Genomic DNA, 25,923 nt, shown 5'->3' with positions numbered 1-25,923 from the left:
CTTGAACTGGTATCAGCAGACAATTTGGCACACTATCGAGTTCTCAAACAACAGACGATCAACCAGCCCGTCTCACCAGGCCCGCGAAGATCAGTTCCTTGCTGGACCGTGCCGCTGCGTCATCCGCAGCCTCTGCACCCGTCCGAAGCACTCCGCTACATTACCCGTCGCCCTCCCTCAGGTCAACTCGCCGTCTCCGGCGGATGAACTCTCAGAAATCCTGCGACGCGCTGCATGCAGTCCGTGACAGGAGGCCTTCCGGCTGCTCCGTGCCGTCCGGACTGCCGGAGCGACGAAGAAGAACACTACACACGTCCCCCGCTGCGCGCAAACGAGAAGGGGCCCGCCCCCGCGTTGCGTGCGCGAGGACGGGCCCCTCCTCTGCTCAGGCGGCCCCTGCAAGTGGTCCGCCTCCGGTCGGATCCCGGTGACTGCGCACCGGACCGGCCGGCCCGGACCTGAGCCGCTTCACCCGACGACCCGGCGACTCAGACCGACGGACGCAGCCACACCGCACCCAGCGGCGGCAGGTCCAGCACCGCGTGGGCCGGCTGCGCGTACTGGGGCTCATCCACGGCCGTGACCGATCCGTTCACCACGCCCGAGCCGCCGAAGCGGAGGTCGTCCGTGTTCAGGACCTCCTCCCACTGCCCGCCGCGAGGCAGCGGCAGATGGAAGCCGTTGTGGGGCATGCCCGCGAAGTTGACCGCGCAGACCAGCGGCTCGCCGGCGGTGTCCCATCGCACGAACGACATGGTGCAGCCCTGGCTGTCGTTGGCATCCAGCCAGGTGAAGCCCTCCGGCGCGTTGTCCTGCGCCCACAGCGCCGGAGTCTGCTTGTAGATCTCGTTCAGCTCCACGACCAGGCGCTGGATGCCCTGGTGCGGCTCCGTCTCCGCGAGCCACCAGTCCAGCGACTTGTCGTTGTCCCACTCGGCGTCCTGCGCGAACTCGGTGCCCATGAAGATCAGCTGCTTGCCGGGATGCGCCCACATGTACGCGAGGTAGGCCCGGACGTTGGCGAGCTGCTGCCAGCGGTCTCCCGGCATCTTGCGCAGCAGGGAGCCCTTGCCGTAGACGACCTCGTCGTGCGAGATCGGGAGGATGAAGTTCTCGGAGTACGCGTACACCATGGAGAACGTCAGCTTGCCGTGGTGGTAGCTGCGGTTCACGGGGTCCTCGCCCATGTACTCGAGCGAGTCATGCATCCAGCCCATGTTCCACTTGATGCCGAAGCCCAGACCGTTGCCGCTGGTGGGACGAGTGACTCCCGGGAATGCCGTGGACTCCTCGGCGATCATCACCGTGCCGGGGCTGCGGCGGTAGGCCGTGGCGGTGGCCTCCTGCAGGAACGAGATGGCCTCCAGGTTCTCCCGCCCTCCGAACTGGTTCGGCTCCCACTCGCCGTGCTCGCGCGAGTAGTCCAGGTAGAGCATCGAAGCCACGGCGTCCACGCGCAGGCCGTCGACGTGGAACTCCTCGAGCCAGTACAGGGCGTTGGCCACGAGGAAGTTGCGGACCTCGGTGCGCCCGTAGTCGAAGATCAGGGTGCCCCAGTCCTTGTGCTCGCCGCGGCGGGGATCCGGGTGCTCGTAGAGCGGTGCGCCGTCGAAGCGGGCCAGGGCGAAGTCGTCCTTGGGGAAGTGCCCGGGGACCCAGTCGACGAGCACGCCGATGCCGGCCTGGTGGAGGGCGTCGACGAGGTGCTTGAAGTCATCGGGATCGCCGAAGCGCGACGTGGGGGCGTAGTAGCCCGTGACCTGGTAGCCCCACGAGCCGCCGAACGGGTGCTCGGCCACCGGCATGAACTCCACGTGGGTGAACCCGTGGGCCTTGACGTAGTCGACGAGCTCGGTGGCCAGGTCCCGGTAGCTCAGCCCCTGGCGCCACGAGCCGATGTGGACCTCGTAGACACTCATGGGACCGCTGTGCGGGTCCGTCTGCGCGCGGCGCTCCATCCACTCGTCGTCGCCGAACGTGTATTCGCTGTCGAGGACGCGGGAGCCGGTCAGCGGCGGCACCTCGCTCCAGCGGGCCATGGGGTCCGCCTTGTCCTTCCACTGCCCGTCCGGGCCCATGATGCGGAACTTGTAGATGGCACCGTGGCCGACGCCCGGGACGAAGAGCTCCCAGACGCCGCTGCCGCCGAGCGAGCGCATGGCGTGCTCGGTGCCGTCCCAGCCGTTGAAGTCGCCGATGACGCGCACGGCTCGGGCATTGGGGGCCCAGACGGCGAAGCTCGTGCCGCGGGTCTCGCCGAAGCTCGAGGGCCAGCTGCGCACACGGGCGCCCAGGACCTTCCAGAGCTCCTCGTGCCGGCCCTCGCCGATCAGATGCAGGTCCATCTCGCCCACGGTCGGAGTGCTGCGGTACGGATCGTCGACCTCGAGGCTGTGGCCGCCGTCCCAGGTCACGCGCAGGCGGTAGTCGGGGATGCCGCCGTCCGAGGTCGCGGGGATGCGACCGGTGAAGATGCCGCCCCACTCGTGGCTGAGCAGGTGCACGGAGCCGTCTCCGGTGATCGCCTCGACCTTCTGGGCGAAGCGCCGCAGGGTGCGGACCACGACGGTGCCGTCGTCCTGCGGATGCGCGCCGAGCACGCAGTGCGGATCGTAGTACCGGCCCTCGGCGACAGCCGCCAGGACATCCTCGGAGATGGTGTGGGACACGTGGTGCTCGCTTCCGCTGGTCTCGTCCGTCTCCGCCTGCGGTGTTGCGGCGGGGGGCTCCGGGGCGGAGCCTTCCTGCTGGTCGGGGGTCGGCTCCGCGCCGCCCCGGATGGCCTGATCGGCCTGGTACTGCGAGGGTACGCCCGCAGCAGCTGCGCTCGGGCCCGGCACGACGGCCGAGGTCTCGACCGGTGCACCAGAAGCCTCCGACGCGGTGCCCCCCGTCCCCCGGACATCCGAGGGCTCGTCGGCCGTCTCCTGGTCGCCAGAGAGCGCACCGGCCGCGGCACCGGCTGCGGGGTCGACGGCGGCCGAAGACTGGGAGCCGCCGAGCGCGCTGAGCACGGCCCTGAGCGGGACGTCGACCCAGTCGGGGCGATTGCGCGACTCGTAGACGACCTCGTACATGGCCTTGTCCAGCCACAGCGCCTGGAACAGGGGATCACGGCGCTCCACGATCGTGTGGGTCACGGCGGTCCAGCCCTCGAGCAGCGCCTCGGCGGCCGCCTGACCCCACTGCTCGGTGTCGCGCCCGGACTCGCGCTGCCCGAACGCTGCGGCGTAGTCCAGCGAGCGCAGCATCCCCACGACGTCGCGCAGGGGAAGGTCTGCGGCCGAGCGCTCCGAGATCTCGCGCAGCGGCTCGCCCTCGAAATCAAGGATGCGGAAGGCGCCGTCGGGACCGCGCAGCACCTGGCCCAGGTGGTAGTCGCCGTGGATGCGCTGCAGCTCGGGCAGCTGCTCGACCTCGCGGGCGCGGGCGATGACCGAGTCCAGCTCCTGCTCCAGCCCGCCCGGACGGTCGCCCATCTGATCGCGGGCCCATTCCAGACGCCCGGACAGCGACTCCAGCAGCGCCTCGCGCCGGGGCCCGAGGGTCTCCTGCGTGCCGAAGGCGGAGGCGAGGTCGCGGTGCATGCGCGCCGTGGCACGGCCGAGCTCGCGGGCCTCCGCGGCGAAGGAGCGGCCTTCGGCGGCGGCCTCGACGGCCAGGCGCCAGGCATCCTGGGCGCCGTCGACGAACTCCGCGGCCACGACCGACTGCCCGACGGCCTGGCGCTGGCCGTCGTCGTCGCCGGTCTCCGGCCAGGTGATCTCGGCCCAGCCCCAGGTCCGTGCCACCACGGAGCAGCCGAGGTCGGTCAGCTCGCGTCCGACCTCGACGTCCGGGTTCTCCCCCTCGCCGAGGATGCGGAAGAACTTGAGGATCAGCGCGTCCTCGCCGGGCTCGACGGGGCGCAGCACCACCGAGGTGTTCGACTGCTCGCCGGCGATCACCTGCACCTGCTCGGCGGCCTTCACGCCCGAGACCGGGGTCAGCGAGTCGTTGGCCGCCCCCGTCATGGCCGCGCGGCGCCCGCCGATCTGCGAGCCCTTGCGCAGCAGGCCCAGCACGGCGTCCAGGAACTCCGGCTGATCCACGGCCTCCCGGACGTGGCGCGTCCCTGCGGAGGTCTCGAAGGAGCCGATCTGCTGGTCGAAGGCCGAGGCGGAGGTCTCCAGCGGCACCTGGACGATGCGCGTCCCGGACGGGGTGCCCGCCCGCAGGAGGTGGATCGCCAGGCCCTCGTCCTCGGGCGAGGCGCCGGCCGGGGACTCGGACAGCGGGATCACCGCGGCCGTCTCGAGGCTCAGCTGCTCGGGGTCGCCGTCGAAGGGGAACCAGCGCCGCGAGGGCAGCCAGCCGCGCAGCACCTCCTCGAGGCTGCGCGCCGGGTGCGACGACGGGTTCACGGCGGACATGTCAGGTCTCCTGTGCAGGTGGTGCGGGTGAACGGGCGAGGACGAGCTCAGCCGAGGCTGGTGATGATCGGCATGGACTGCGTGGGCGGCTGAACTCCCGAGGCGTCGGGCGCGCTGCGGACCCTCAGCCAGAAGAAGTCCTGGGAGCCCAGCGTCACCCGGTAGGTGCCGTCGTCGTCGACCTTGCCGAACGGCTCGCCGCCGAAGACCTCGCGCAGGCCGCGCCCGGCGAACTCCGGCAGATCGATCGTGCTGGCGGCCGGGGTGTGCGACAGGTTGAAGATGCACACCAGCGTCTCCGCCTGCTCCTCGTGCCGCTCGTCCTGGGGATGGAACTCCCGGACGAAGGCGAAGACCGACTCGTGCCCGGAGTCCACGGACCGGAACTCGCCCATGCCGAAGGCCGGGTGCTCGCGGCGCACCAGCAGCATGCGGCGCAGCCAGTGCAGCAGCGACGACGACGAGGCCAGCTGCGCCTCGACGTTCGTCTGCGTGTAGTGGTGCACGAGCGACTGGATCACCGGCAGGTACAGCTTGCCCGGATCCGCCTCCGAGAAGCCGGCATTGCGGTCCGGGGTCCACTGCATGGGCGTTCGGGAGGCGTCGCGGTCATCGAGCCAGATGTTGTCGCCCATGCCGATCTCGTCGCCGTAGTACAGGAACGGGCTGCCCGGCAGCGCGAGCAGCAGCGCATGGATCAGCTCGATCTCGGCCCGCGAGTTGTCCAGCAGCGGGGCGAGACGGCGACGGATGCCGACATTGGCGCGCATGCGCGGATCCGGGGCGTACCAGCCGAGCATCGCCTGGCGCTCCTCGGGGGTGACCATCTCGAGCGTGAGCTCGTCGTGGTTGCGCAGGAACGTGCCCCACTGCGTGCCCTCGGGGATCCGCGGGGTGGTCGCCATGGTGTCGATCAGCGGCTGAGCCCGCTGGTCGCGCAGGGCGTAGAAGATCCGCGGCATGATCGGGAAGTGGAAGCACATGTGGCACTCCGGGGCCTCCGCCGAGCCGAAGTACTCGACGACCTCCTCCGGGGGCTGGTTCGCCTCGGCGATGATCACGCGGCCGGGGTACTCGCGGTCGACCATCTCGCGAAGGCCCACCAGGAAGTCATGGGTGCCGGGGAGGTTCTCGCAGTTGGTGCCCTCCTCCTCCACCAGATACGGGATGGCATCGGCCCGGAAGCCGTCGATGCCCATGTCGAGCCAGAAGCGCACCACGTCGTAGACGGCCTCGACGACCTTGGGGTTCTCGAAGTTCAGATCCGGCTGATGCGAGAAGAAGCGGTGCCAGAAGAACTGCCGGCGCACCGGGTCGAAGGTCCAGTTCGACTCCTCGGTGTCCACGAAGATGATCCGCGCCTCGGAGTACAGCTCATCCGTGTCCGACCAGACGTAGAAGTCGCCGTACGGGCCCTCAGGGTCCTCGCGGGAGGCCTGGAACCACTCGTGCTGATCCGAGGTGTGGTTCAGAGGCAGATCCGTGATGACGCGCAGACCGCGGGCGTGGGCCTCGGCGACCAGGCGCTTGAAGTCGGAGACGGTGCCGAACTCGTCGAGCACCGAGTAGTAGTCCGAGATGTCGTAGCCGCCGTCGCGCAGGGGCGATTCGTAGAACGGCGGGATCCAGAGGCAGTCGATGCCGAGCCACTGGAGGTAGTCCAGCCTCTCGATCAGACCCGAGAAGTCTCCCGAGCCGTCGCCGTTGGCATCCGAGAAGGCGCGTACGAGGACCTCGTAGAACACTGCCTTGCGGAACCAGTCCGGATCGTGCGAGATCCCCGGGGCGTTGACTCCGAAGCTGGCCGGGTTGATGGCATTCACGTGCGGTGCATCTCCTGCTGCTGGTTTCGTGCTGCGGAACGGGCCGGGCGCCGCGGCGGGCGCCCGGCCCGGGTAGTGCTCGCGGATCGTCCGCGCTCAGCGCCGGCGACGCACACTGACGATGTGGACGGGCTCGTAGAACGGGTCCAGGCGGACCCACACGCGATCGCCCCAGGACCAGGACTCTCCCGTGAGCAGCTCATCGGCTGCGAAGGTCCCGTCCTCGGCGCGATCCTGCGGGGCCAGGCGCAGGGCCTCCAGGTCGAGCTCGATGTTCGCGGTGCGCACCGAATGCGGATCGGTGTTCGCCACGACGATCAGCGTGTCCTCGTGCTCCCCGTCCGGCCCCTGGACCGTCTTGGTCTTGGAGAAGCACAGGATGGCGTCGTCGTCGGTGGGGTGCAGGGTCAGGTTCTGCAGGTCCCCGAGGGCCGGGTGCTCGTGGCGCAGCTGGTTGAGGCGGCGCACGTAGGGCGCCAGCGAATCGCCGCGGACCTCCGCGTCCTTGAAGTCGCGCGGGCGGTACTCGAACTTCTCGGAGTCGATCGACTCCTCGGCGCCCGGGCGCTGGACGTTCTCGTAGAGCTCGTAGCCGGCGTACATGCCCCACAGGGGCGAGGCCGTGGCCGCGATCGCCGCTCGGATCTTGAACGCCGGGCGCCCGCCCTCCACGAAATAGGACGTGAGGATGTCCGGGGTGTTCACGAAGAAGTTCGGACGGTACTGGGCGGCGGTCGCCCGGGTGACCTCCTCCAGGTACTCCTCGAGCTCCCACTTGGCGTTGCGCCAGGTGAAGTACGAGTACGACTGCTGGAAGCCGGCCTTGGCCAGGCCCTGCATCATGGCCGGGCGAGTGAAGGCCTCGGCCAGGAAGACGACGCCGTCGTCGATCTTCCGGACCCGATCGAGCAGCCACTCCCAGAACCACAGCGGCTTGGTATGCGGATTGTCCACGCGGAAGATCCGCACGCCGTGGGAGATCCACAGCTGCACGATCCGCAGGACCTCCCGGCACAGCCCCTCGGGGTCGTTGTCGAAGTTGATCGGATAGATGTCCTGGTACTTCTTGGGCGGGTTCTCCGCATACGCGATCGTGCCGTCGGCGCGCGTGGTGAACCACTCCGGGTGCTGCTGGACCCAGGGGTGATCCGGGGAGGCCTGCAGCGCGAGGTCCAGGGCGACCTCGAGACCCAGCTCCCGGGCGCGGGCGACGAAGTCGTCGAAGTCCTCGAAGGTGCCCAGATCAGGATGGATGGCGTCGTGGCCGCCGTCCTCGCTGCCGATCGCCCAGGGCGAGCCCGGATCGTTCGGACCCGCGTGCAGGGTGTTGTTCGGCCCCTTGCGGTGCGCGTGCCCGATCGGGTGGATCGGCGGCATGTAGAGGACGTCGAAGCCCATGTCCGCGACGGCGGGCAGGCGCTCGGCCGCGGTGCGGAAGGTGCCCGAGCGGAAGCCGCCCGTGGTCTCATCGCGCACGGCGCCCTCGGAGCGGGGGAAGAACTCGTACCAGGCGCCGCGACCGGCGGCATCGCGCTCGACGCGCAGCGGCAGGGGCTCGGAGCTGGTCACGAGGCTGCGGATCGGCGAGGCGGCGACGATCTCCAGGACCGAGCGGTCCGCGGCGCGGGCGAATCGCTGGCTGGCGGGGATCGAACGATCCTTCAGCTGCTCGGCGATCTCGCCCAGCAGGCGTCGCTGCGACTCGGGGCGCTCGGCCTCCGAGGCGGCGCGCTCGAAGACGACCACGCCCTCGTCCATCATCAGCTCGACGTCCTGCCCGACACCGAGCTTGATCTCGGCGGCGTGGCGCCAGGTCTCGTACAGATCGCCCCAGCCCTCGACGGTGAAGCTCCACTCGCCCTCGGCATCGGGGCGGACCCAGCCCTCGTAGCGATCGGTGCCCGGGGCGCTGAGGCTCATGGCAGTGCGCTGGTGCTCCCGGCCCTGCGGGTCACGCAGCACGGCGGTCACGCCGAGGGCGTCGTGCCCCTCGCGGTAGACGGTCGCGGCGATGCGGATGTCCTCGCCGGGCAGGGCGGTGGCGGGACGGCGCCCGCACAGCACGGACGGGGACACGTTCTCGATGGGAATGCGTCCGTAGACGAGACCGGACAGATCGACGGGCTCGACGGCGGCAGCCGGGGCAGCAGGGGCCCCCGCGGCGGACGGCGCGCTCGAGCTGGGCTCGGGAGCGGAGGCGGAGTCTCGGGGCGGCTTGGGCATGCTCTTGGAGGTCACCCCCACACCGTAGTCAGTCCGGCGGTCCATGGTGAAGCAGGTCACGAGCGATTTTCCGAGCGACGACCCGTATCGCTGCGCAGACAGGGCCGTGGAATCCGAGGGGGCCTCGTCCGGAGCCCTCTGCGGCGCTAGGCTCCGGAGGTGTGAAGGCCATCAGAAGGTTCACCGTCCGGACGTCCCTCCCCGAGTCGATCAGTGCGCTGAGCCGACTGGCCGCCAATCTGCGCTGGTCCTGGCACCGCCCCACCGAGCAGCTCTTCCGGGATCTCGGCCCGGAGGCCTGGGAGGCCTCCGGCGGGGATCCCGTCCAGGTCCTGGGCTCGCTGACCCGCGAGGAGATCCAGCAGATCGCCGAGGACGACGAGCTCGTCCGGCGCATCGACGCCCTGGGCCGCGACCTCGAGACCTACCTGAGCGAGCCACTGTGGTACCAGCGCGAGCATGGTCGCGACGGCGCGCGCTCGATCGCCTACTTCTCCGCCGAGTACGGCATCACCTCCGTGCTGCCGCAGTACTCGGGCGGTCTCGGCATCCTGGCCGGCGATCACCTCAAGACCGCCTCCGACATGGGCGTGCCCGTGGTGGGCGTGGGCCTGCTGTACCAGAACGGCTACTTCAACCAGTCGCTGTCGCGCGACGGGTGGCAGCTCGAGGACTACCCCGTCCTGGACCCGCAGGGCCTGCCCCTCACGCTGCTGCGCGAACCCGACGGCTCTCCTGCGAGGATCTGGCTGCCCATGCCTGACGGCGGGCGGCTGGGCGCCCAGATCTGGCGTGCCGACGTGGGGCGCGTCCCGCTGCTGCTGCTCGACTCCCAGATCACCGAGAACGACGACGTCTTCCGCGGCGTCACGGACCGCCTCTACGGCGGCGGGGGCGAGCACCGCCTCCAGCAGGAGCTGCTGCTGGGCATGGGCGGCATTCGCGCGCTGCGCGAGTTCTCTCGGCTCACCGGCGCCCCCGACCCGGAGGTCTTCCACTGCAACGAGGGCCACGCGGGCTTCGCCGGAATTGAGCGCATCGCCGAGCTGATGAGCCCCGGCACCGACGGCGGCGGGGGCATGTCCTGGCTCGAGGCCCTCACCGCGGTGCGCGCCTCGACTGTGTTCACCACGCACACCCCGGTCCCGGCCGGCATCGACCGCTTCGAGCGCGAGATGATCGAGCGCTTCTTCTCCACCGAGCTGGCCGGGCCCGCCCCTCTCGAGGAGATCCTGGCTCTGGGGCGCGAGGACCACGACGGCGGCGACGGCAGCCGGTTCAACATGGCCGTCATGGGCCTGCGCCTGGCCCAGCGGGCCAACGGCGTGGCCAAGCTGCACGGCGCGGTGTCGCGGCAGATGTTCTCCGGGCTGTGGAACGGCTTCGACACCGACGAGGTCCCCATCTCGTCGGTGACCAACGGCGTGCACGTGCCGACCTGGATCGATCCGCGCATGGAGGCCCTGGCCGTGGACCGGTCGCAGCCGGATCTTCGCGCGCGCTGGCGGGCTGTGGCTGAGGTCTCGGACGAGCAGCTGTGGCGCGTGCGCGCCGAGATGCGCGCGGATCTGGTGGCCGATGTCCGTCGTCGCCTGCGCGCGTCGTGGAAGCAGCGCGGCGCCGCTGATGCCGAGCTGAGCTGGACCGATTCGGTGCTCGATCCGGAGGTCCTCACGATCGGCTTCGCCCGACGGGTGCCCACCTACAAGCGCCTGACCCTGATGCTGCGCGATCCGCAGCGCCTCAAGCGCCTGCTGCTGGACCCCGTGCGCCCCGTCCAGCTCGTGATCGCCGGCAAGTCCCACCCTGCCGACGAGATGGGCAAGCGCATGATCCAGGACCTGGTGCGCTTCACCGACGACCCCGAGGTCCGCCACCGCATCGTGTTCCTGCCGAACTACGACATGTCGATGGCGCGCACCCTGTTCCCGGGCTGCGACGTCTGGCTCAACAACCCCCTGCGACCGCTCGAGGCCTGCGGCACCTCCGGGATGAAGGCCGCGATCAACGGCGGGCTCAATCTCTCGGTGCTCGACGGCTGGTGGGACGAGCTCTACGACGGCCAGAACGGCTGGGCGATCCCGACCGCCGACAACCGGGCCTCCGATGATGAGCGGGACAGCATCGAGGCCGCAGCGCTCTACGAGCTGATCGAGAACCACGTGGCGCCCCGGTTCTACAACGAGATCCACGACGCCGGGGCGGACCGCGTCCCCCATCAGTGGCTGGCCATGGTGCGCCACACGCTCACCACCCTGGGGCCCAGCGTCTCGGCCGCTCGCATGGTCGCGGACTACGTCGAGCAGCTCTACCTGCCGGCCGCCCGGGCCGGCCGCGCCGCCTCCGCGGCCGATCACGCCCAGGCCCGCTCCACGGCGGCCTGGGTCGCCCGGGTCCGCCAGGGCTGGGCGGGCGTGCGGATCGAGCATGTGCGCACCGGGGGGCTGCACTCCGAGCCGCAGATCGGCGATGCCATCGAGGTCACCGCCTACGTCCGGCTCGGCGAGCTGAGCCCCGAGGACGTCCGCGTCGAGGTCGGCTTCGGCCGGGTCTCGGGCAGCGATCACATCCACGAGCGCAAGCACCAGGATCTGAGTGAGGTCCAGCGCACCGATTCCGGGGACTGGGCCTTCACCGGATCCTTCACGATCGACCGATCGGGTCCGTTCGGCTACACGGTGCGCGTGCTTCCCGACGGGGACGGGCTGACCACCAGCGCCGAGCTGGGCCTGGTGGTCAGCGCCTGAGACGCTGAGAGCGGCTGAGCACGAGGCGTCCTCGGCTCCGGTGCCGAGGTCTTCAGTCGAGCGACAGCGCGCCCACCGTCATGGCCGGCAGCGCGAGCGCGTCTCCCCCGCGCAGGATGCGCCCGTAGGAGCTGCGCAGCTCGGCATCGGTCGAGAAGACGAACTCGACGGCGCGCTCAGCAGCCTCCGCCGCTCCGTGCGGCGCATCGGGGCCCTCCGCCTCGGGGTTCGGCGTCTCCAGATGCGCCGCGACCGCGTGGGGGTCGTCCTCGGTGAAGAGGGACTCGGACAGGTGCGGGATCCGGAACTCGATGTCGCGCAAGGTCCCGTTGAGCACCACGAGCCCGGCCACGCCCCCATGGCGGGCGCGCACCAGCATCTGCACGGCGCGGGCTCCCTCCGCCTCCCAGTCCTCGGCCCGCATGAGCCTGCCCTCAGGGGTGAACCACAGGACCCGGATGTCCTCCGGGCGCATCATGTAGTCCTCGGCCTGCAGGGACATGAACCGGCGCCGGACCTGCAGCGCCTCCTTGGTGGCCGCCAGCATGGCCCGCTCTGCGGGAGTGTGCCGCCAGCTCACGTAGCCGATCGGCCCGTCCTGGCAGTACGCGTTGTTGTTGCCGCCCTGGCTGCGCAGCATCTCGTCACCGGCGGTGATCATGGGCACCCCCTGCGAGAGCACCAGCGTGGCCATCAGGTTGCGCGCCGTGCGCGTCCGGGCGCTGCGCACGGTGCCTGAGCGGCTGGGCCCCTCTTCGCCGTGGTTCCACGAGTGGTTGTCGTTCGTGCCGTCACGATTGTCCTCGCGATTGGCCTCGTTGTGCTTGTGGTCGTACGTCGTCAGGTCGTGCAGCGTGAAGCCGTCGTGGGCCGTCACGAAGTTCACCGACGACAGCGGCGTGCGTCCGGAGGCCGCGAAGCGCCCCGGCGAGCCCACGAGCACGTCTGCCATGCGCGAGAGCCCGCCCCCGGGGGCTCCGGCGGACATGGCGCGCTGCTCGGTGAGCCAGAAGTCGCGCACGGTGTCGCGGTAGATGTCGTTCCAGTCGGCCCAGCCGGGAGGGAAGTGCCCCGTCTGCCAGCCGCCCATGCCCACGTCCCAGGGTTCCGAGATCAGCTTGGAGCCGCCGATCGCGGGATCCGCCACGGCGGCGACCAGGAACGGGTGGCGGGAGGTGAAGCTGTGCGAGGAGTCCCGGCCCAGCGCAGGTGCCAGATCGAAGCGGAAGCCGTCGACGTGGCAGACCTCGACCCAGTAGCGCAGGGAGTCCAGCGCCATGCGCACGACCTCGGGCCGGGAGAAGTCCAGCGTGTTGCCGCAGCCCGTGACGTCGAGGTAGTTGCCGCTGTCGTCGTGGCGGTACCACTGCCGGTCCCCCAGCCCGCGCCAGCAGTAGGGCTGCTCGCCCATGCCCGCCTCTGCGGTGTGGTTGTAGACGACGTCCAGGATGACCTCGATGCCCGCTGCGTGCAGGTCCTTGACCATCTGCTTGAACTCGTCGATGACCCCCTGCGGTCCGCGCTCCTGCGAGGCGCGGGAGGCATAGGCCCCGTGCGGGGCGAAGAAGGACAGCGTGTTGTAGCCCCAGTGGTTGCTCAGCCCGCTGGCCGTGAGATGAGGCTCGTCCAGATGGGCGTGCACCGGCAGCAGCTCGACGGCGGAGATGCCCAGCGAGCTCAGGTGCTCGATCATCACGGGGTGGGCGAGGCCTGCGTACGTTCCGCGCAGCTCCTCCGGAATGCCCGGGTGGTGGATCGTCAGGCCCTTGACGTGGGCCTCGTAGATCACGGTGTCGCGCCAGGGGATGTCCGGGGCGAGGTCCCCGGCCCAGTCGAAGGCGTCGTCGATGATCTCGGAGACGTAGCGGCTGCCGTAGGTGTCCGGCTGGGTGACCCCGCGCTGTCCGGGTGCGCGATGGACCTGCCGCAGCCCCCGACCGTGGGGGTCCAGCAGGATCTGCTCGTCCAGCGGGGTGGAGCCGTCGTCGAGCAGCGACGAATCCGCCGCCACGAAGCCGTAGAGGGTCCCCCAGGGCATGGCGGAGCCGCCGCCGACGGCTCCCGGCACCAGGTCGAAGTGGATCCCGCCCTCGATCCGACGCAGCGTGTGGCGGCGCCAGCGGCCACCGGGCACCTGCCAGACCAGATCGAGGCGATCGACCCCGGGCGCCCAGACGGCCACGTTCGTGGCGTTCTCTCCGCCCAGTGCCTGGGAGATCCCGAGCGGACGGGGCCGTGAGCGCGCCGGCCCCGGCGCGGTCGGGCGCCTATGCAGAGTGTGAGGCACGACGGCACGAGGTCTCGTAGAGGGCGATGCCGACGGCCATGGACGCGTTCAGCGACTCCATCTCCGACTGGATCGGGATGGAGACGATCTGGTCGCAGTGCTCCGTCATCAGCCGGGAGAGGCCCTTGCCCTCCGAGCCCACGACGATGACCAGGGGCTCCGTGGCCAGGGACAGCCCCGGCAGATCGACCGAGCCGCCGCCGTCGAGCCCGACGACGAAGTACCCGCGGGACTTGGCGTACTCGACCGTGCGGTTGAGGTTGGTGGCCTGGGCCGCGGGGACACGGGCTGCGGCGCCGGCGCTGGTCTTCCAGGCGGTGGCGTTCAGCCCGGTCGAGCGGCGCTCGGGCAGCAGGACGCCGTCGCCGCCGAAGGCCGAGACGCTGCGCATGATCGCACCCAGGTTGCGGGGATCGGTGATGCCGTCCAGGGCGACGAACAGCGGAGCGCGCTCCGCCTCGCGATCGCGCTTCCAGCGCCGCATGGCCTCATCCAGCAGGTCGTCGGCGGCGCGGTACTCGTAGGGCGGCACCTGCAGGGCGATGCCCTGGTGCACGGCGTCCTCGGTCAGGCGGTCGAGCTCGGGGCGGGTGGCCTCCAGCACCGGGATACCGCGACGGCTGCACAGCGTGAGGATCTCGCGGATGCGGTCATCCGCCTCGATCCGCACCATGATGTAGGCCGCCTTGGCGGGGATCTCTGCGCGCAGGGACTCCAGCACGGAGTTGCGCCCCGTCACGAGGTCCTCGGTCTTGCCCGGTCCGCGGCGGTTGGGACCGCGGCGCTGCCCGCGCTCGCCGGCGCCGGTGGCCGCGCGGTGCTCCGCGGCCTTCTTCTGCTTGTAGGCCTTGTGGTACGGGCGATCCTCCGCGCGCGGGGTGGGGCCCTTGCCCTCGAGCTTCTTGCGGCCGTGGCCGCCGGTGCCCGCGGTAGGCCCCTTCTTCTTGGAGCTTCCGCTGCTCCGTCGGGGTGCTGACATGCTGTGCCGCCCATTCATCTCGTGACCGGTCGTGCCGGTCGTGGTCCAGTGCGCAGGCGCTGCGGGCCCATGGGCCGCGCGCCCGCTTCGGTCTTCGGCCGGGAAGCCTCAGCCCAGCGTCCAGGTGGAGCCGCCGGCTCCGTCGGCCACGACGATCCCGGCCTCCGCCAGGGTGTCGCGCAGCCGGTCGGCCTCGGCCCAGTCCTTCTCGGCGCGAGCCGCCGCGCGGCGCTCGAGCAGGTCCTGCACCAGCTGATCGAGGGCCTCGTGCTCCTGGGCTCCGGCCCCCGCCTCGCCCAGGGCCATCAGTGCGCGCAGACCCAGGATCTCGGTCATCCCGGACACGGCGCGAGCGGCCGCGGCAAGCTCCGAGGCCTGCTCGGCACCCGCGTGCAGAGCGGTGTTGCCGGCCCGCACGCGGTCGTGCAGCACGCCCAGCGCTCGGGGGACGTTGAGGTCGTCGTCCATCACGGCGACGAAGTCCGCGGGGATGTCCGCAGGCTCCCAGTCCAGGTCCGCGCCCGCCGCCGAGGCCGCGACCAGGAAGGCCTCGATGCGCTCCACGGCTGCGGCCGCCTCCTCGAGCGAGGTGGGGCGGTAGTCCAGCACCGAGCGGTAGTGGGCCTGCCCGAGCATGTAGCGCACCACCAGGGGACGGTTCTCGGCGAGCATCTGCTGCGGATCCACGGTGTTGCCCAGGGACTTGGACATCTTCTCGCCCTGGTAGGCCACCAGCCCGTTGTGCAGCCAGAAGTTCGCGAAGCCCCGCCCTGCCGCCGCCGACTGGGCCAGCTCGTTCTCGTGGTGCGGGAAGCGCAGGTCCAGACCGCCGCCGTGGAAGTCGAAGCGATCGCCCAGGTAGCGCCCGGCCATGGCCGAGCACTCCAGGTGCCAGCCGGGGCGGCCGCGGCCCCACGGCGAGTCCCAGGACGCCGTGAGCGGGTCCTGGTCCTTGTGGCCCTTCCACAGCGCGAAGTCCCGGGGATCGCGCTTGCCGCGCGGGTCCGCGTCTGCGGCGTCCTGCATCTCGTCCAGGCGCTGATGGGTCAGCTCCCCGTAGCGGGGCCAGGAGCGGACGTCGAAGTAGACGTCCCCGGAGCCGTCCTGGGCCGGGTAGGCGTGGCCGCGCTCGATCAGCTCGGCGATCAGCTCGTGCATCTGCGGGATGTGCCCGGTGGCGCGCGGCTCGTACGTGGGGCGCTCGATGCCCAGGGCGTCGTAGGCCTGGTGGAAGACGCCCTCGAAGCGATAGGCCAGGGCCCACCAGGGCTCGTTCGGATGGTCTCCGTCGAAGCCCGGCTGCTCGGAGGCGCGGGCCTTCTCCAGGATCTTGTCGTCGATGTCCGTCACGTTGCGCACGGCCGTGACCTTCAGGCCGCGGAAGCGCAGCCAGCGGACGAGGATGTCGAAGACCAGCCCGGAGCGCACGTGCCCGATGTGCGGCCCGCTCTGCACCGTGGCGCCGCAGTAGTACAGGCTCGCCTTCCCCGGCACGACAGGTTCGAAGTCGCGGACGGAGGCTGAGGCGGTGTCGTAGAAGCGCAGTGTCACGCCCGGAAGTCTACCGAGGCCCGGCAGACGGCACGACGAGAGCCGTGGCCATGGCAGCGAGCCCCTCGTCACGTCCGGTGAAGCCCAGCCGGTCCGACGTGGTCGCCGCGACCGAGACGGGGCAGCCTGCGGCGCGGCTGAGCGCCTCCTCAGCCTCCTGTCGTCGCGGCGAGAAGCGCGGCCGCTGCCCGATCAGCTGCACGGCCACATTGCCCGGCTCGAAGCCGGCAGCGCGCACGATCGCCGCGGCCTCCGACAGGATCCGCACGCCCGAGGCTCCGGCCATCTCCGGGCGGTCGGTGCCGAAGTTGGAGCCGAGGTCGCCGCACCCGGCGGCGCTGAAGAGGGCGTCGGCCGCGGCGTGGGCCACGACGTCGCCGTCCGAGTGCCCGGACAGGCCCCGCTCGCCCTCCCACAGCAGGCCGGCCAGGTGCAGCGGCACCAGTCCGTCCGGGTGCTCGGCGCACTCCTGATCGGAGGCGAAGGCGTGGACGTCCACCGAGATGCCGGTGCGCGGGATCATGGTCACGGGCGCTGCTCCTGCTCTGCGTGCTCTGCCTCCGGCCGGGCCTCGAGGCGCTGCCGGCGCTCGGCGAGCACGGCCTCGGCCAGCAGCAGGTCGAGCGGTCGGGTGATCTTGAACGACTCCTCGTGGCCCTGCACGGCGATGACCCGCTCCTGGGACCAGCGCTCGACCAGCGAGGCGTCATCGGTCAGGGAGAGCTCATCCGCGCCCTCGGCGACGGCCTGCTCGTTGACGCGGCGCAGCAGCCTCCAGTCGAAGCCCTGGGGCGTCTGGATGGCGCGCAGCCGAGTGCGGTCCACGGTGCCCGAGAGCCTGTCCTGGGCGTCGATCCGGCGCATGGTGTCCACGACCGGCAGCACGGGGATGACGGCGCGATGCTCGCGCAGCGCAGCGGCCACGTCCCGGAAGACCTGGGCGGGGGTCAGGCAGCGCGCGGCGTCATGGACGAGCACACTGGCCGGGGCGGGGCCCTGGGCCAGGAGATCGAGGGCGGCGCGCACACTGGCGGCGCGGGTCTGCGCCCCCGTGACGGGCTGCGCGCCCAGCTCGCGGCACACGGCGCTGAGCTGCTCGTCCCCGGCGGGCACGGTCACGACGATCCGCCCGCCCTCGGCGCATACTCCGGAGTCGAGCACCGCTCGCAGGCTGTGCTCGAGGATGGCCCGCCCGGCGAGCTCCACCAGGGCCTTGGGGATGCCGCGGCCCAGGCGCTGTCCCGAGCCCGCTGCGACGACGACGACGGCGCACCCCGTCCCGGAGGAGGGGTGCGCCGTCGTGGGGGCCGTGCGGCCCGAGGACTCCACGGGCTGAGCCTTCAGCCGGCCAGGATGTCGTCGAGGCGCTTCTCGGCCTCTTCCTCGTCGATGTCCTTGGCCAGGGCCAGCTCGGAGGTGAGGATGTGGCGGGCCTTGGTCAGCATGCGCTTCTCACCGGCGGACAGGCCGCGGTCCTTGTCCCGGCGCCAGAGATCGCGCACGACCTCGGCGACCTTCAGGACGTCGCCCGATGCCAGCTTCTCCACGTTGGCCTTGTAGCGGCGGGACCAGTTGCTGGCCTCCTCCACGTCATCGGCCTGCAGGACGGCGAAGACCTTCTTGAGGCCCTCCTCATCCACGACGTCTCGCACGCCGACCAGGTCGACGTTCTCCGCCGGGACCTCGATCACGAGATCACCCTGGGTGACCTTGAGCTTCAGGTACATCTTCTCCTCGCCCTTGATGGTGCGGGTCTTGATCTCCTCGATCAGTGCCGCGCCATGGTGGGGATAGACGACCGTCTCGCCAACCTCGAAAACCATGTATGGTGCCCCTTTCCGCCGGTCGATTCTAGCACGAGGCGCACAGCAGCCTGATCGCCTCCTTCGAGAACCCTTGGAGCGGATGCGGACGATCCGTGCCCAACCGGATACCATGGCCGGAGCATCACCGACCTGTCTGAGGAGTTCGCGCCGTGACCAATGCCGCCCGCAAGAGGCTTCGCACCATCGGCCTGGGTGCCGCCTTCGCTGCCGCCGCACTGACCACGTCCGGGTGCGCTGCGCTGACCAACGACCAGGAGACGGCATCGCAGTACTCCCCCGCTGACGGCATCGTGGAGCAGCTCGGCGACCTGAGCATCAACAACCTCCTCATCGTCGCCGATTCCGCCGACTCGGACGGCCGCCTGCTGGGCACCCTGGTCAACGAGTCGGACGAGGAGATGTCGGTCGAGATCGCCGTCGAGGGCGCCGATCCGATCACCGTGGACGTCGCCCCGGAGGATAAGATCCGCTTCGAGGACGACGAGAACGAGCAGCTCGTGGTCCCCGCCGGCGCCGAGCCCGGCCTGATGGTGCCCGTGACCATCACCGTCGACGGCGAGACCCTGGAGCACGAGCTGCCCGTGCTCGATCACACCTTCCCGCGCTACGCCGAGTACATCCCCGGCGGTGCGCCGTCGACCCCGGCCAACCCCTCCAACACCCCGGCTCCCGAGGACGAGGAGGAGGGCGGCCACCACTGAGGCCCCTGCACCGGGCCCTGACCGGTCCGGTGCAGCGCAGGCATCGCACACGACGGCGGGGCGGCGACCACCAGGTCGCCGCCCCGCCGTCGCTCTGCCCGCCGCGGTGGAGCCGCGGCGGGGGCCTCAGACCTCGAACTTGTAGCCGAGCCCTCGCACCGTCACCAGGTGGCGCGGATCCGAGGGGTCGGGCTCGATCTTGGAGCGCAGCCGCTTGACGTGCACGTCGAGGGTCTTGGTGTCGCCCACGTAGTCGGAGCCCCACACGCGGTCGATGAGCTGTCCTCGGGTCAGCACGCGGCCAGCATTGCGCAGCAGCATCTCCAGAAGCTCGAACTCCTTGAGCGGCATGTTCACCGTCTCGCCCTCGACCGTGACGACGTGGCGCTCGATGTCCATGCGCACGGGTCCGGCCTGCACGGTCGCCGAGACCAGCTCCTCGGGCTCGGAGCGGCGGCGCAGCACGGCGCGGATGCGCGCCACGAGCTCGCGCGACGAGTACGGCTTGGTCACGTAGTCGTCGGCGCCCAGCTCGAGGCCGAGGACCTTGTCGATCTCGGCGTCCTTGGCCGTGAGCATGATGATCGGGACGTTCGAGCGCTGGCGCAGCGCCTTGCAGACCTCCGTGCCGGACAGGCCCGGCAGCATGAGATCGAGCAGGACGAGGTCCGCGCCGGCGCGATCGAACTCCTCCAGCGAGGCCTGGCCGTCGGCCACGACCTCAGGGTCGAATCCCTCCTTGCCCAGGAGGTAGGCCAGGGGCTCGGACAGCGACTCCTCGTCCTCCACGATCAAGATCCGGGTCATGCGGACTCTCCTCCTTCTCGTCGGGCCGTCCCGGCGCGCACGGGGCGACGGCCCCGGCGGCCGGAAGCGGCCTGCTCTGCATCGTTCGCCGCAGCGCCCTCGGCGCCGTCGGCCTGGTCCTCCTGGCCCTGCTTCCCGCCGCCCTGCTCGCTCATCAGCGGGATGCAGAGCGTGAAGGTTGAGCCCTGGCCCTCCTCGGACCAGATGTCCACCCTGCCTCCGTGCTGCTGCATCACGTGCTTGACGATGCTCAGCCCCAGACCGGTGCCTCCGGTCTGACGGGAGCGCGCCGAGTCCACGCGGTAGAACCGCTCGAAGATCCGATCCTGCTCGCTCTGCTGGATGCCCGGGCCCTGGTCCGTCACCGCGATCAGGGCCATGCCGTCTCGCTGGCGCAGCCCCACGCCCACCCGCGTGCCCGGAGGCGAGTAGCGGATGGCATTGTCGATCAGGTTGCGCACTGCGGTGGTCAGCATGTCGGCGTCGCCGAAGGCCGGAGCATCGACGGAGCCGCCGATCACCAGGCTGATGTCCCGGGACTCCGCCGTCATGCGGTTGCGGTCCACGGCCTCGGCCACCACGCGCCCGAGCTCCACGGGCCCGCCGGAGGTCACGACGTTCTGGCCCTGCAGGCGCGAGAGCTCGATGATGTCCTGCACCAGCAGGGTCAGCCGCTCCGACTCGCGATGCAGCCGGGACGTGAAGTGACGCACGGCGTCCTCGTCCTCGGCGGCGTCCTCGATGGCCTCGGCGAGCAGCCGGATGGCGCCCACCGGGGTCTTCAGCTCATGGGACACGTTGGCCACGAAGTCGCTGCGCACCGACTGGGCCCGAACGATCTCGGTCTGGTCCTCGGCCAGCAGCAGCACGAACTCATCGCCCAGCACGGCCACGCGCACGTCGAGCACGATCACGCCGGTGTTCTCCGCCCCGCGGCCGATCTCGACGCGGCGCTCCTCCGTCACGCCGGAGGCCCGGGCCGCCCGGATCATGCCCAGCAGCTCGTCGCGCACGATCGAATGCCCGCGCACCAGGCCGAAGGCGTAGGCGGCCGGTGAGGCGCGCACGACTCCGTCGACCCCGTCCACGACCACGTAGGCGGGGCCCATGACCGACAGGACGTCCGCGGCGCCGTGCGGCAGCTGGGGCTCGCCGATCTCCGCCGCCTCGATCCTGCGCCGGGAGGTCCCGCGCAGGGCGAAGAGACCGCTGAGTCCGAGCAGCAGTCCGATCAGCCCCGACAGGAGCGCGAGAAGCAGGGGTTGCACCCTCCCAGAGTAGGGCCACCCCGGGCGCCGACGCGTGCGCCTCGACGCTGTCGGACGGGCCGACGCCTGGGCGCCACAAGGAGATCACCGGACGTTCTCCCGCCGTTCACCGCAGGCCCGGCAGCGCTGCAGCCGGCGCGCGTAGCCTCGACTCTTCGATCATTGCAGTGAGGCGGGCGTCCTATCCGGCTATCCGGGCGCAGGGGCCGCCCGAGGGGAGGCGCAGGATGCGCACGGTGTTCCAGGCGGAGCTCAAGCAGGTGGGCGATGAGCTCGTGGCGATCGCCAGGCTCGTGCGTCAGGCGCTGTCCGAGGCCCGCTCAGCCTTCCTGGAGACCGAGCTCGAGACCGCCCAGGGCGTCATCTCCAACGACGCCCGGATCGACCTGCTGCAGGACGAGCTCGATGAGCGCTCGATCGACATCCTGGCCCGCCAGTCCCCCGTGGCCTCCGACCTGCGCACCCTCGTGGCCGCGCTGCGGATGAGCACCTCGCTCGAGCGCATGGGCGACCTGGCTCGGCACCTGGCTCAGGATGCCCGCCGCCGCTTCCCGGAGGCCGTGATCCCCGAGCGTCTGGCCGACGACTACGCGCGGCTCTTCGAGCTCGACCTGGCCATCCTGGACGGGGTCATCGAGATGCTCGAGACGCGCGACATCTCCTTCTACGAGCGGATCGCCGAGCAGAAGGCGCAGGTCAGCGCCATGCACCGCGGGATCCTCGATGCCATGGGCCGACCGGACTGGGACGCCCCGGTGCACACGACCGTGGATGTCACGCTCTCGGCCCGCTATCTCGAGCGCATGAGCGATCACGGGATCGCCGTGGCCCGCAAGGTCTCGTACCTGGTGACCGGGCAGTGGGCGCCCCCGGCCTGAGCCGGACGGTGCGAGCAGCACCGCACCCAGCGACGACGGGGCCCGGATGCCTGATGGCATCCGGGCCCCGTGCGCTGAAGCGCTGCTGCCGGCCTGCGCCCCGGTGGTCGGGGCGCAGGCCACAGCTCACTTCTTGCCCTGGTTCGCGACCGCCTTGATGGACTCGGCCGCAGCCTCCGGGTCCAGGTACTCGCCGCCGGGGGTGATCGGCTTGAAGTTGGCGTCGAGCTCGTAGACCAACGGGATGCCGGTGGGGATGTTCAGGCCGGTGATCTCATCGTCCGAGATGCCGTCCAGGTGCTTGACGAGCGCGCGCAGCGAGTTGCCGTGCGCGGCCAGCAGGACCGTGCGCCCTGCCTTGAGGTCCGACTTGACCTGGTCCTCCCAGTACGGGAGGAAGCGCTCGAGAACGTCCTTGAGGCACTCGGTGCGCGGGAGGTTCTGGACGTCCTCATAGCGGGGATCGCCGGCCTGCGAGTACTCGTCGCCGTCCTCGATGGGGGGCGGCGGGACGTCGTAGGAGCGGCGCCAGGTCATGAACTGCTCCTCGCCGTACTTCTCGCGGATCTCCGCCTTGTCCTTGCCCTGCAGGGCGCCGTAGTGGCGCTCGTTGAGGCGCCAGGAGCGCTTGACGGGGATCCAGTGGCGATCCGCGGCATCCAGGGCCAGGTTGGCCGTCATGATCGCGCGGCGCAGCAGGGAGGTGTGCACGATGTCCGGGAGCAGACCGCGCTCCTTGAGCAGCTCGCCGCCCCGAGTCGCCTCGCCGCGGCCCTTCTCGGTGAGAGGCACATCCACCCAGCCCGTGAAGAGGTTCTTCTCGTTCCAGTCGGACTGCCCGTGACGGAGCAGGATCAGGTTGTACTTCGCTTCAGTAGCCATGCCCCGAGTATCGCACCTGAGGGACCGACGGGCGAGTGCCGAGCTGACCCGCGACCGGCGGCGTCACCAGGCCGAAGGCCCCGAGGACTCGACGTTGACAGCGGGCTTGACATCCGCCAGGTACACGCCGGAGGCGGTTGCCGCGACCAGCACGAAGATCAGCTGCCCCATCTGCGGGATGCCGCCGGTGAGCAGCGCGATCACCGCGGGAACGGTCATCAGCAGGCTGAAGAGCAGGCAGGCGCCCGTCACCAGCATCCAGAAGGTCCGGGTGCGCTTGAACGCGCGCTGGAACTGGATGGGCTTGGCGGACAGGCAGTGGAGGAACGCCATGGCTGCCAGGACGGTCACCAGCACCATGACAGCGACGTCGACCACCCCGACGGCCAGGAGGATGAGGGAGGTGAGGGACATGGCCACGATCCTACCGGGCGGCGGGCTCGCCCACTGCGGCCAGCGCCCGCTCGAGGTCCTCCCAGAGGTCCTCGACGTCCTCGATGCCCACGGACAGGCGCACCAGCGACTCCGGGACCGTGCGCGGCTCCTCGGGGTGGCGGCGACGGCGCTCGACGAGCGACTCGACGCCGCCCAGCGAGGTCGCCGGCACCCACAGGCGCAGGGCCTCGACGACACGATCGGCCGCTGCGGCGTCGCCGTCGACCTCCAGTCCCACGATCGCCCCGAAGCCGCCCTGCAGCTGCTGAGCGGCCCGCTCGTGGCCGGGGTCCTCCGTCAGGCCCGGGTAGCGCACGGCGCGCACGCCGGGCTGCTCGAGCAGGCGACGGGCGATCTCGGCGGCGCTGGCACCCGCGCGCTCGACGCGCAGGGACAGCGTGCGGATCCCCCGCAGGGCCAACCAGGTCTCGAACGGGCCGGGAATGGCGCCGTGGCGGGAGCGATGGGCGTGCAGGCGCTGGCGGAGCTCCGGATCCACGGCGGTGGCCGCTCCCAGGACGACGTCCGAGTGCCCCGCCAGGTACTTGGTGGCCGAGTGCACGACGAGGTCGGCGCCCCAGGCCAGCGGACGCTGCAGCAGGGGCGTGGTGAAGGTGCTGTCCACGCAGCTGAGCACACCCAGGCGACGGGTGCCCGCCAGGATCTCCGGGAGGTCGGCGACCTCGAGCATGGGATTGGTGGGCGACTCCAGCAGCACCAGATCTGCGCCCTCGGCGGCGGCCAGCACGGCGTCGGTGTCGGTCACCTCCACGGCATCGACGCGGATCCGACCCTCCTGCTCGGCCTCGCGCACGAGCGTCATGGTGCCCATGTAGACGTGCACCGGCACGACGACCCGGCCGCCCAGCGGCACGAGCGAGAGCACGGCCGAGATCGAGGCCACCCCGGAGGCGAAGGCCAGCGACGGCAGCGGCGAGCCCTCGAGCTGACCCAGCACGGATTCGAAGTCGTCCCAGGTCGGGTTGCTGGCGCGGCCGTACATGCGCTCGCCCGGCACGGGCTCCCCCGCGCCGCGGTAGGTCGAGCTCAGCACGATCGACGGGCCGACGGGAGCATCGCGCTCCGGGGCCGGGCGACCGCCGGCGACCGCGATCGTGGCCGGACGCAGCCGCCCGTGGAGGGTCTCCCCCGAGGGCTGCTGCCCGTCGATCGGGCGGGGCGCGGCGGAATCCGGAGAAGTCATGACCTCACCCTATGACGGCCGCGCCCACACGCTTCATGGGGGCGGCGCCGATGTCTGCCGCGGCCCCTACAGTGTCCGTGTGACATTCCAGACCAGCCCAGCGAGCACGCCTGCCGCTCTCATCGCCTTCGAGGGCGGCGACGGCGCCGGCAAGTCCACGCAGCTGCGCCTGCTGGCCGAGTCCCTGCGGGAGCGCGGCGTGCCGGTGCTGCTCACCCGCGAGCCCGGCGGATCGGCCATGGGCGAGCAGATCCGCTCCCTGGTCCTGGACCCCGAGCACGCGCCGGTGGATCCGCGCACGGAGGCGCTGCTGTTCGCCGCTTCGCGCAGCGCCCACGTCCAGCGCACCCTTCTTCCTGCGCTGCGCGAGGGCATCACGGTCCTGACCGATCGCTACCTCGACTCCTCGGTGGCCTATCAGGGAGCGGCGCGCGAGCTCGGCACGCAGACCGTGCGGGATCTGAACCTGTGGGCAGTCGACGGCCTGCTGCCGGATCTGACCGTGCTGCTCGACGTCCCCGAGGAGACGGGGCGGGCTCGCCGGGCCGAGCGCGCCGCGGATCGCATGGAGCAGGAGCCCGCCCCCTTCCACGAGGAGGTCCGCCAGGCCTTCCTGGAGCTGGCCCGGCAGGCGCCGCAGCGCTATCTCGTGCTGCAGGCCGACGCCCCCGTGGAGGAGCTGGCGGCGCAGATCCGCGAGCGCGTGCTCGACCTGCTGGCCCAGAGGGCCTCCGGAGGGCAGCGATCGTGAGCGTCTGGGACGACCTGGTGGGGCAGGACGCCGTCGTGGATCAGCTCGCCCGGGCTGCCCGTGATGAGCAGCCCTCGCACGCCTGGCTCGTGACCGGGCCGCCCGGATCGGGGCGCTCCCACGCCGCTCTCGCGCTGGCGGCCGCGCTGCTGTGCGAGCAGCCGGATCCCGCCGATCGCGGCTGCGGCGAGTGCTCCGCCTGCCGCACCGTCCGCGCCGGCTCGCACGCCGATCTCACACACTTCCGCACCGAGCACAGCGAGATCCGCATCGACGAGGCCCGCGAGCTCGTGGTCAGGGCTCAGGACCGCCCGTCCGTGGGGCGCTGGCGGGTCATGGTGATCGAGGACGCCGACCGCATGGCCGAGCGGACCTCCAACGTCATGCTCAAGGCCATCGAGGAGCCGCCGCCGGGGACCATCTGGCTGCTGTGCGCGCCGAGCCCCAGCGACGTCCTGGTCACCATCCGCTCGCGCTGCCGCCCCGTCACCCTGCGGGTGCCGCCCGTGGAGGCCGTGGCCGAGCTGCTCGAGCGCCGCGACGGCGTGCCGGCGGCCCGCGCACTGGAATGCGCCCGCCTGGCCCAGTCCCATGTGGGCGTGGCGCGCCGGCTGGCCCTGTACGACGACGCCCGCGAGCGCCGTCGTCGGGTCGTCGAGATGCCTCTGCGGCTGGGCGGCGTCTCGGATGCCGTGCGCGAGGCAGGGCGGCTGACGCGCCTGGCCGAGGAGGAGGCGACCGCCGAGTCGGAGGCCCGGGACGAGGAGGAGCGCGCGCACCTGCTGACCTCCATGGGCGCCGCGGAGTCCGGGAAGATGCCGCCCAGCGTGCGCAGCGCCCTGCGGCGCCTGGAGGAGGACCAGAAGCGCCGCTCCAAGCGCGTGCGCACGGACACCCTGGACCGCTTCCTGATCGATCTGACCACGTTCTACCGCGATGCCCTCACGCTGCAGCTGCAGACCGGGTCGGAGCTGGTCAACCAGCACATCGCGGACTCGCTGCGCGATCACGCGCTGAACTCCACGCCCGAGGAGTCCCTCGAGCGCATCGACACGATCGCCCGCACCCGCACCAGGATCCGCACCAGCGCCGCCGCCGGACTGGCCTTCGAGGCCATGGCCGTCTCCCTGCTCTGAGGCCCGCCCGTCG

19 protein-coding genes are annotated in these 25,923 nt (G+C 71.0%); 5 read left to right on the top strand and 14 right to left on the bottom strand.

Annotated features, from left to right (window positions below):
- Nucleotides 1-488: 488 nt before the first annotated feature.
- The 3 genes from glgB to RF645_RS12425 all read right to left on the bottom strand — a co-directional run bounded on the left by glgB (nt 489) and on the right by RF645_RS12425 (nt 8,458).
- Complete coding sequence (glgB, locus tag RF645_RS12435) at nt 489-4,412, bottom strand: 1,4-alpha-glucan branching protein GlgB (protein ID WP_368819198.1); 3,924 nt, start codon at nt 4,410-4,412, stop codon at nt 489-491.
- Nucleotides 4,413-4,459: 47 nt separating this feature from the next.
- Nucleotides 4,460-6,226, bottom strand: coding sequence for a maltose alpha-D-glucosyltransferase (treS, locus tag RF645_RS12430; protein WP_051990452.1), 1,767 nt, complete (start codon nt 6,224-6,226; stop codon nt 4,460-4,462).
- A 105-nt stretch (nt 6,227-6,331) separates the two neighbouring features.
- Complete coding sequence (locus tag RF645_RS12425; protein ID WP_368819200.1) at nt 6,332-8,458, bottom strand: alpha-1,4-glucan--maltose-1-phosphate maltosyltransferase; 2,127 nt, start codon at nt 8,456-8,458, stop codon at nt 6,332-6,334.
- Between the two features lie 161 nt (nt 8,459-8,619).
- Here RF645_RS12425 and glgP point away from each other — a divergent pair, with 161 nt between their 5' ends.
- Nucleotides 8,620-11,205: an alpha-glucan family phosphorylase gene (glgP, locus tag RF645_RS12420; protein ID WP_368819197.1), complete on the top strand. Its 2,586-nt coding sequence runs from the start codon at nt 8,620-8,622 to the stop codon at nt 11,203-11,205.
- 52 nt (nt 11,206-11,257) lie between these two features.
- Here the strand turns inward: glgP and glgX are convergent, their stop codons facing one another.
- The 6 genes from glgX to RF645_RS12390 form a co-directional block, all read right to left on the bottom strand.
- Nucleotides 11,258-13,492: a glycogen debranching protein GlgX gene (glgX, locus tag RF645_RS12415; RefSeq protein WP_268742058.1), complete on the bottom strand. Its 2,235-nt coding sequence runs from the start codon at nt 13,490-13,492 to the stop codon at nt 11,258-11,260.
- Entirely contained in the window at nt 13,473-14,471 is a 999-nt protein-coding gene (gene rlmB, locus RF645_RS12410) for a 23S rRNA (guanosine(2251)-2'-O)-methyltransferase RlmB (RefSeq protein WP_006214658.1), read from the bottom strand. The genes glgX and rlmB overlap by 20 nt, the downstream gene beginning before the upstream one ends.
- 108 nt (nt 14,472-14,579) lie before the next feature.
- Nucleotides 14,580-16,022 (bottom strand): cysteine--tRNA ligase, encoded by a 1,443-nt coding sequence (gene cysS / locus RF645_RS12405; RefSeq protein WP_006214659.1) that lies wholly within the window; start codon nt 16,020-16,022, stop codon nt 14,580-14,582.
- Nucleotides 16,023-16,032: 10 nt separating this feature from the next.
- Nucleotides 16,033-16,545, bottom strand: coding sequence for a 2-C-methyl-D-erythritol 2,4-cyclodiphosphate synthase (ispF, locus tag RF645_RS12400; protein ID WP_040560842.1), 513 nt, complete (start codon nt 16,543-16,545; stop codon nt 16,033-16,035).
- A 2-nt stretch (nt 16,546-16,547) separates the two neighbouring features.
- Nucleotides 16,548-17,351, bottom strand: coding sequence for a 2-C-methyl-D-erythritol 4-phosphate cytidylyltransferase (ispD, locus tag RF645_RS12395; protein ID WP_006214661.1), 804 nt, complete (start codon nt 17,349-17,351; stop codon nt 16,548-16,550).
- A gap of 11 nt (nt 17,352-17,362) precedes the next feature.
- Nucleotides 17,363-17,845, bottom strand: a complete 483-nt coding sequence (locus RF645_RS12390) for a CarD family transcriptional regulator (RefSeq protein ID WP_006214662.1) — start codon at nt 17,843-17,845, stop codon at nt 17,363-17,365.
- 152 nt (nt 17,846-17,997) lie between these two features.
- Between RF645_RS12390 and RF645_RS12385 the strand changes: the two genes are divergently transcribed.
- On the top strand, nt 17,998-18,549 hold the full coding sequence (locus RF645_RS12385; RefSeq protein ID WP_006214663.1) for a hypothetical protein: 552 nt from the start codon (nt 17,998-18,000) through the stop codon (nt 18,547-18,549).
- 126 nt (nt 18,550-18,675) lie between these two features.
- On the opposite strand, the gene RF645_RS12380 is transcribed toward RF645_RS12385, so the two are convergent.
- Nucleotides 18,676-19,356: a response regulator transcription factor gene (locus tag RF645_RS12380; protein WP_006214664.1), complete on the bottom strand. Its 681-nt coding sequence runs from the start codon at nt 19,354-19,356 to the stop codon at nt 18,676-18,678.
- Entirely contained in the window at nt 19,353-20,624 is a 1,272-nt protein-coding gene (locus RF645_RS12375) for a cell wall metabolism sensor histidine kinase WalK (protein WP_006214665.1), read from the bottom strand. The genes RF645_RS12380 and RF645_RS12375 overlap by 4 nt, the downstream gene beginning before the upstream one ends.
- Nucleotides 20,625-20,851: 227 nt before the next feature.
- Between RF645_RS12375 and phoU the strand changes: the two genes are divergently transcribed.
- Nucleotides 20,852-21,502, top strand: coding sequence for a phosphate signaling complex protein PhoU (gene phoU, locus RF645_RS12370; RefSeq protein ID WP_006214666.1), 651 nt, complete (start codon nt 20,852-20,854; stop codon nt 21,500-21,502).
- A gap of 126 nt (nt 21,503-21,628) precedes the next feature.
- Here phoU and RF645_RS12365 read toward each other — a convergent pair whose 3' ends face one another.
- The 3 genes from RF645_RS12365 to RF645_RS12355 form a co-directional block, all read right to left on the bottom strand.
- Nucleotides 21,629-22,384 (bottom strand): phosphoglyceromutase, encoded by a 756-nt coding sequence (locus RF645_RS12365; protein ID WP_006214667.1) that lies wholly within the window; start codon nt 22,382-22,384, stop codon nt 21,629-21,631.
- 63 nt (nt 22,385-22,447) lie between these two features.
- A complete protein-coding gene (locus tag RF645_RS12360) occupies nt 22,448-22,798 on the bottom strand; it encodes a DUF2516 family protein (RefSeq protein WP_006214668.1) in 351 nt (116 codons plus the stop codon).
- 10 nt (nt 22,799-22,808) lie between these two features.
- A complete protein-coding gene (locus RF645_RS12355) occupies nt 22,809-24,023 on the bottom strand; it encodes a PLP-dependent aspartate aminotransferase family protein (RefSeq protein ID WP_006214669.1) in 1,215 nt (404 codons plus the stop codon).
- Here RF645_RS12355 and tmk point away from each other — a divergent pair.
- Together tmk and RF645_RS12345 are read left to right on the top strand one after the other, a co-directional pair.
- A complete protein-coding gene (tmk, locus tag RF645_RS12350; RefSeq protein ID WP_368819196.1) occupies nt 24,022-24,774 on the top strand; it encodes a dTMP kinase in 753 nt (250 codons plus the stop codon). The two genes, RF645_RS12355 and tmk, sit on opposite strands and share 2 nt — an antisense overlap.
- Entirely contained in the window at nt 24,771-25,910 is a 1,140-nt protein-coding gene (locus tag RF645_RS12345) for a DNA polymerase III subunit delta' (RefSeq protein ID WP_053446900.1), read from the top strand. Before tmk ends, RF645_RS12345 begins: the two co-directional genes overlap by 4 nt.
- Nucleotides 25,911-25,923 lie beyond the last annotated feature (13 nt).

The sequence above is a fragment of the Kocuria sp. CPCC 205260 genome, from assembly GCF_040981045.1.
Taxonomy (GTDB): Bacteria; Actinomycetota; Actinomycetes; order Actinomycetales; family Micrococcaceae; genus Kocuria; species Kocuria palustris.
The sequence above is the reverse complement of the archived record's forward strand: the minus strand, read 5'-3'. Positions and strand labels throughout refer to the sequence as shown.

Coding starts and splice junctions, on each gene's coding strand:
- ispF (WP_040560842.1), bottom strand. CDS start 16,545: ATGATCCCGCGCACCGGCATCTCGGTGGACGTCCACGCCTTCGCCTCC.
- RF645_RS12425 (WP_368819200.1), bottom strand. CDS start 8,458: ATGCCCAAGCCGCCCCGAGACTCCGCCTCCGCTCCCGAGCCCAGCTCG.
- RF645_RS12365 (WP_006214667.1), bottom strand. CDS start 22,384: ATGGCTACTGAAGCGAAGTACAACCTGATCCTGCTCCGTCACGGGCAG.
- RF645_RS12390 (WP_006214662.1), bottom strand. CDS start 17,845: ATGGTTTTCGAGGTTGGCGAGACGGTCGTCTATCCCCACCATGGCGCG.
- tmk (WP_368819196.1), top strand. CDS start 24,022: ATGACCTCACCCTATGACGGCCGCGCCCACACGCTTCATGGGGGCGGC.
- phoU (WP_006214666.1), top strand. CDS start 20,852: ATGCGCACGGTGTTCCAGGCGGAGCTCAAGCAGGTGGGCGATGAGCTC.
- RF645_RS12360 (WP_006214668.1), bottom strand. CDS start 22,798: ATGTCCCTCACCTCCCTCATCCTCCTGGCCGTCGGGGTGGTCGACGTC.
- glgB (WP_368819198.1), bottom strand. CDS start 4,412: ATGTCCGCCGTGAACCCGTCGTCGCACCCGGCGCGCAGCCTCGAGGAG.
- RF645_RS12380 (WP_006214664.1), bottom strand. CDS start 19,356: ATGACCCGGATCTTGATCGTGGAGGACGAGGAGTCGCTGTCCGAGCCC.
- rlmB (WP_006214658.1), bottom strand. CDS start 14,471: ATGTCAGCACCCCGACGGAGCAGCGGAAGCTCCAAGAAGAAGGGGCCT.
- RF645_RS12355 (WP_006214669.1), bottom strand. CDS start 24,023: ATGACTTCTCCGGATTCCGCCGCGCCCCGCCCGATCGACGGGCAGCAG.